The 5,880-nt window shown below is 71.2% G+C and carries 5 protein-coding genes; 1 reads left to right on the plus strand and 4 read right to left on the minus strand.

Features of this window, described 5'->3' with window-relative positions:
- The 3 genes from D7W79_RS37745 to D7W79_RS37755 all read right to left on the minus strand — a co-directional run.
- Positions 1–541: MaoC family dehydratase (locus D7W79_RS37745; protein WP_120530109.1), on the minus strand; the 541-nt coding region annotated here is incomplete at its 3' end.
- Positions 541–990, minus strand: coding sequence for a MaoC family dehydratase N-terminal domain-containing protein (locus tag D7W79_RS37750; RefSeq protein WP_014397671.1), 450 nt, complete (start codon positions 988–990; stop codon positions 541–543). The genes D7W79_RS37745 and D7W79_RS37750, both read right to left, overlap by 1 nt.
- A 20-nt stretch (positions 991–1,010) precedes the next feature.
- On the minus strand, positions 1,011–2,012 hold the full coding sequence (locus D7W79_RS37755; RefSeq protein ID WP_120530110.1) for an NAD(P)H-dependent amine dehydrogenase family protein: 1,002 nt from the start codon (positions 2,010–2,012) through the stop codon (positions 1,011–1,013).
- 247 nt (positions 2,013–2,259) lie between these two features.
- Between D7W79_RS37755 and D7W79_RS37760 the strand changes: the two genes are divergently transcribed.
- Positions 2,260–3,381, plus strand: coding sequence for an HD domain-containing phosphohydrolase (locus tag D7W79_RS37760; protein WP_120530111.1), 1,122 nt, complete (start codon positions 2,260–2,262; stop codon positions 3,379–3,381).
- A 16-nt stretch (positions 3,382–3,397) separates the two neighbouring features.
- Here the strand turns inward: D7W79_RS37760 and D7W79_RS37765 are convergent, their stop codons facing one another.
- Positions 3,398–5,527 (minus strand): peptidylprolyl isomerase, encoded by a 2,130-nt coding sequence (locus D7W79_RS37765; protein WP_120530112.1) that lies wholly within the window; start codon positions 5,525–5,527, stop codon positions 3,398–3,400.
- Between the last annotated feature and the right edge of the window lie 353 nt (positions 5,528–5,880).

Here is a 5,880-nt window from a genome sequence, read left to right on the forward strand (position 1 = left end):
GGGCGTTGGTGGCGGCTTCCGGGGTGGCGGGCGCCGGGACGACCAGGCTCTCGCGGGGGACCTCCACCACGATGGGGGACTGGCCGGAGCGCTGCCGGTTCTCGTCCTCCAGCGAGTAGAAGAGCTGGATCTGCGAGCCGCCCTTCATGACGAGCTCGCCCTTCTGGTTCTCCGCCCAGAGGTCGATCTCGACGAAGTACCGGCCGCCGGAGCCGTGGCGGTCGCTCACGCGGCCCTTGCAGACCACGGTGTCGCCCGGCCACACCATCTTGATGAAGCGGACGTTGTAGCGCCGCAGCTGCCCGCCGCGCGCCCAGTCGCTGATGAGCTGGCCGAGCATGCCCATGACGAGCATGCCCGGGGCGTAGACGGACGGCATGCCCACGCTCTTGGCGTAGAGCTCGTCCACGTGCACGGGGTTGTAGTCGCCGGAGGCGCCCGCGTAGCGCGACAGCTGGACGCGGTCCACCGGGGCCTTGGCCAGCGCCGGCAGCTCGTCACCGACGCGGATGGATTCGAAGTAGAGCTTGCGCGCGGGCATCAGGCGTTCTCCTTGGCGGCACGCACCACGAGGGTCCGGCGGGCGCGGAAGACGAGGTTGCCCTCTTCGTCCCGGCCTTCGTCCTCGATGACCGCGATGTCCATCTTGCCGGACATGCCCGGCCGCTCGAAGACGTCCGACACGCGGGTGGACACGTAGATGCGGTCCCCCGCGAAGATGGGCCGCTCGTAGTCGAAGCCCTGTTCGGCGTGCAGCAGGCTCTTGATGCCCACCCCCAGGAGTTCCCGGAGGTCCGCGGCGGAATGGAACGACGCGGGGAACGTGGGCGGCGCGACGATGGTGGGGTAGCCCGAAGCACGGGCGTACTCCTCGTCGTAGTAGATGGGATTGTAGTCGCCAATCGCCTCGGCGAAGCGCCGGATGGCGCCCTTCTCCACCTCGTTGAGCGTCGGCGGCGAGGCGCGGCCAATCGCGTTCTTGTCCAGCATTTCCCTCTCCTGATGATCCTTCAGCGTCCTGCCGGAAGCTCGAGCACCGTCAGGAGCCCTGCCTCCGCGGCCGTCAAACGTGGCGCGGCATTCACCAGCGCGTTCGCGGTGGCCCGGTCACCCGCCACTCCCCCCGGTATTTCCAGCACCAGCCTGGGGTCCGCGTCGATCTCGATGCGATCCCGTGGGTTGTCCGCCCCTACCGCGATGGTCAGCTCCAGGCGGACCCGCTCCTGCCCCTCCTCCAAACCCACCACGGACTGGAACATGCCCGCGACGCGGCCTTTCTTCACGACAAATGCGCCGCCGGCAATCTCCTCCTCGGCGAAGACGGGCGCGACCTCCTCCTCGAAGTCGTCGCAGTCCAGCCCCAGCCCCAGCGCCGCCAGCGCCGCGGACTCCACCAGCCCCACGTGGCCCAGCTCCTCGCGGTCCACCAGGTCGAAGAACTCCTCCTCCGTCAGGCCCGCGCCCACCTTGCGCTGCAGGGCTTCACGGCGCGTGCGGGCGTCCACCACCCGGCTGGCCGTCACCTTGCGCACGGGGCCGCAGACCTGCCCGGCGGTGGCCACCAGCCGGTCCAGCACGAAGCCGGGGTTCACGCCCGTGCCCACGATGGCGACGCCCGCCTTCTGCGCGGCGCGCTCCAGCTTCTCCGCCAGCTCCGGGTACTTCAGGTGCGGGAACGCCAGCTCCTCGCAGGTGCTGGCCACGGGCAGGCCCAGCTTCAGCGCGTCCAGCAGCTGATCCATCACCTGGGACAACCGGGAGCTGGTGGCGTGCAGCACCACCACGCCCTTGCGGCGCCCCACGGCGCGCTCCAGCGTGTCCGCGACCTTGAAGCGCGGCCCGGCCAGCCCCAGCACATCGCCCAGGGGACGTCCCACCAGGGAGGGCTGCGAGTCCACCGCGCCCATCAGCTCCACTTCGGGGGATGACAGGGCCGCCCTGGCAATCTCCTGCCCGATGAACCCCAGCCCCATCACCACCACCGGCACCGGCCCATCAGGGGCTCTAGCCATCGGAGATTGCTCCCGAATTCCAAGGGGTTACAGCGATTTACGTCGGGTAGGCAGCCACCATAGAACACGGCTCGTCGGGCAGGCAAGCAGGACGTGGAGTCCGGCGACCTCCTGGTTGAGCGAAACTTCAAGAATTCCGGTGGTTTAGCAGCACTGGAAAGCTTGGGGGGGCCTGTTTGGCCGCCCCTGGACCGGCTATAAGACTCTGAGAAAAACCGCAGCCCACTCGCTCGGAGCGTATCAGCCCATGGCCCGAATCCTCGTGGTGGACGACGACGTGCTCATCCTCGCGGCGCTGTCCCGGATCCTCCAGGCGGAAGGTTACGAGGTCGTGATGCACAGCGACCCGGTGGTGGCGTCGCGGGAGCAGGGGTTCGACGTCGTCCTGACGGACTTCATGATGCCGTACCTCAACGGCATCGAGCTCTTGTCGGCGCTCCGGGAGAAGAACCCGCGCGCGGTGCGCTTGATGTTGACGGCGGCGGCGGACTTCAAGATCGCGTCGGAAGCGGTGAACCGGGGCGAGGTCTTCCGGCTGCTGGGCAAGCCGTGGGCCCTGAGCGAGCTGACGAGCAGCATCCGGCAGGCCTTCGAGCACCACCGGTTGGTGGCGGCCAACGAGCGGCTGACGCGCGAGGTGGCGGACAAGAACGCGGAGCTGCTGGCCATCAACATGGACCTGGAGCGCCGGGTCGTCGAGCGCACCACGGGGCTGCTGGACGGGCTCATCAGCGCGCTGGACTACCGGGACACGGAGACGCAGTGGCACTCGCGTCGCGTGTCGCTGTACGCGCGGCGGCTGGCGCAGGAGATCGGCCTCAGCGGGCCGGCGCTGGACGTGGTGGAACAGGGCGCGCTCTTGCACGACATCGGGAAGATTGGAGTTCGGGACTCCATCCTGCTCAAGCCCGGCCCGCTCACGCCGGATGAATGGGTGGAGATGAAGCAGCACCCGGAGTTCGGCTACCGGATGATGGCGAAGATGCCCTACCTGCACGAGGCGGCGCTCATCGTCCTGCAGCACCAGGAGCGCTGGGACGGCAAGGGCTATCCGCTGGGGCTCAAGGGCGAGGAGATCGTCGTCGGCGCGCGCATCTTCTGTCTCGTGGACACGCTGGACGCCATCACCTCCGACCGGCCCTATCGCAAGGGGCGCCCCATGAGCGTGGCGCGCGACGAGGTCCGCCGCTGCGCGGGCACGCAGTTCGATCCGGCGCTCGCGGAGGCGTTCCTCGGCCTGCCGGAGACGGAGTGGGCCCGCATCCGCCGCGAGGTAGAGCTGATGGAAGAGGCGGAGAGCCACCGCTGGACGGGCGGCAAGCTCAACGCCAAGGGCGAGCCGATGCCCGCGCGCGCCGCCGGGGCCTGACGCGCGACGGGGGATTTCAGGGGGCGCGGGTTCCGACGATGACGTCGTCGATGACCGTGCCCTCCAGCAGCGCATCCACGACGTCCATGCCGCTGACGACTTCGCCGAAGGCCGTGTAGCGGCCGTCCAGGTGCGGCTGCGGTGAGTGGGTGAAGAAGAACTGGCTGCCGCCGGTGTCCTTGCCCGACAGCGCCATCCCCACCGTGCCCCGTGCATACGGCCGGCGCGTCATCTCACAGCGGATGGAGTGCCCGGGACCGCCCTCCCCGTCTCCGCGCGGGTCTCCGCCCTGCGCGACGAAGTCCGGCACCACGCGGTGGAAGGTGATGCCCCGGAAGTAGCCCTGCTTCGCGAGCGCCACCAGGTTGCCGCCCGTGAGCGGCGCGTCCGGATCCAACAGGACGGTGATGTCGCCCTTGCGCGTGCGCAGCGTGAGCGTCGTCCCGGCGGGCGCGGCCGGCGGACGGTAGGTGTCTGCGGGCAGCTCCACGCGGTTGGAACGGACGGGAGTGCCGGTGAGCGTGGTGAGGGACTCGGCCGCGACCCGGCGCACGTTGGCGTGCGGATGGGTCAGCCACTCGCGCAGGCGGGGTTCCGCGGCGCGGCCCTGCAACGCGACGAGCGCGCCGGCCACCGCCTCCGCGAGGTCAGGCTCCTTCGGGACGCGCTCGGCCAGGGCCTCCAAGGCGGGCAGTGACTCGGCGTCCTTCAGCTTGCCCGCGGTGGCCGCGGCGAGCCCCGCCACCACCGCGTCGCCTCCCCCGATGAGCGCGCGCACAGGCGCCATCGCTTCGGGCACGGGGCGCTCGGAGAGGGCGTCCAGCGCGCCGCCACGCACGAGGGGGCTGGCGTGGTTCAGGTAGGGCACCGCGAACGCCGCGCCGGGCACCGCCGGGCTGACGTCACGCGGCTTCGATGCGGCGGTGGGTGCTCCCTTGAACTGGGCCACTTCATGGAGTCCGAGGGCGAGCCTTCGGGCTTCGGGCACGCGGCCGTATCCACACTGGAGCACCTGCTCCAACGTGCCCTGCTGCCGGTCCATCGCCGCCGCGAACCGGCAGTCCAGCCAGGCGAGGTCCGCGTGGGCTTCGTCGGATACGGCGACGCGGTCGGCTTCGGCCAGGGCACTCCTCAAGCGCGACAAGACCGGCCGGCCCTGGAGCGGAAGTCCCTGCTGCGCCACCGCCAGCAACGCATGGCCCTGCGCTGCCTTCCCCTCCGCCACCTGCTTCGCCCGGCGCCACTGGCCTTCCAGGGCGAGGAGCGGATCACAAGGCGCACCGGCCTCGCACTTCGCCGCGAGCTTCGCCAGCGCCCGCGCCGCCTCCGCCGACACGCGCGGCGTGGCGTCCCCGAGCATCAGGTTCAGCGCCATCGTGTCGCTGGGACTGCCCACGTCGCCCAGGCCCTTCACGCAGAGGGCCATCACGTCCGGATGGGCATTGGCCAGACAGGAGCGCAGCGCCTCCACGGCGTCCGGCCGCTTCGACGCTGCCAGGAGATAGGCCCCGGCGAGGTTCACCTCGCTCCGCTCGCGGGGCTTCAACAGCGCGCGGATCGCCTCCAGCGGAACGTTCGCCACCGCCGCCGCGCCCGCCTTGCGCGCCGCCACGCCCAGCGCCGTCGCCGCGGCCTCGGACCAGGGCCCATTCGCCGGAGACAGGCGGGCCGTCAGCACCTCCACCGCGCCGGGCGTGGCCAGCTTGCCCAGGGACTCCAGCAGCGTGATGCGCACCCAGCCGTCGGCTTCGGAGGCCTCCGCGCGCACCAGCGCTCCGGTCAGCGCCGTCCGTACGTCCTCCGGCAGCGGCTCCCACGACAGCGCCAGCTCGCCCGCGGCGAAGGCCGCCTCCTCGCGCACGGCCTTGTCCGGCGCCGTCAGTCCGGCGACGACGGCCTCCAGCGTGGCCACGTCCTGGATGCGCGCCAGGGCCCGCAGGGCACGCACGCGCACGGTCACCTCCGGCGCGGCGGTGGCGAGCCGGACGAGCTCACCGCCTCCCAGCGAGCGGCGGTCCTCCCAGTCCTGGATGCGCGCCATCACCCGGGCAGGCGTCTCCGGCGGCGGAGCGGGCGGAGGCACCGTGTGGGCACAGGCGCTCACGAGGAGGAATCCGGCGGACACGGCGGCGGGCAGGCGGGCCATGCCTGCGGGGCTAGGTCAATTCCCCGCGAAAATCCAGGGGTTATGGCGCTGAACAGGTTTGACAGGCGCGCGCCGGGGCCGGGAAGATATCGGGCCGTTTCCCCCCTCCCGGAGCACCGGCCCTGAACTGCCCAGGCTGCAATCGCAAGGTCGCGGACGACACCGCCATCTGCCCCAACTGCGACTACATCATCGACCAGTCCTTCCTCGCGGGCTCTGGGGACGAGGGGGACTCCGGCGATGATGAGAGCACCGGGGTCGGCCCTCCGCCGCGCTCGCGTCCGCCCCCGGCCCGTGCCGCGCCGGAGCCCCGTGCGCGCCCTGCCCCGGGCCGCGCCAAGACGGGCCCCCGC

The organism is Corallococcus exercitus, assembly GCF_003611585.1.
Classification (GTDB): domain Bacteria; phylum Myxococcota; class Myxococcia; order Myxococcales; family Myxococcaceae; genus Corallococcus; species Corallococcus exercitus.

Excerpts from the sequence above, each read along its gene's own strand:
- D7W79_RS37765 (WP_120530112.1), bottom strand. The coding sequence starts at position 5,527 with ATGGCCCGCCTGCCCGCCGCCGTGTCCGCCGGATTCCTCCTCGTGAGC.
- D7W79_RS37750 (WP_014397671.1), bottom strand. The coding sequence starts at position 990 with ATGCTGGACAAGAACGCGATTGGCCGCGCCTCGCCGCCGACGCTCAAC.
- D7W79_RS37760 (WP_120530111.1), top strand. The coding sequence starts at position 2,260 with ATGGCCCGAATCCTCGTGGTGGACGACGACGTGCTCATCCTCGCGGCG.
- D7W79_RS37755 (WP_120530110.1), bottom strand. The coding sequence starts at position 2,012 with ATGGCTAGAGCCCCTGATGGGCCGGTGCCGGTGGTGGTGATGGGGCTG.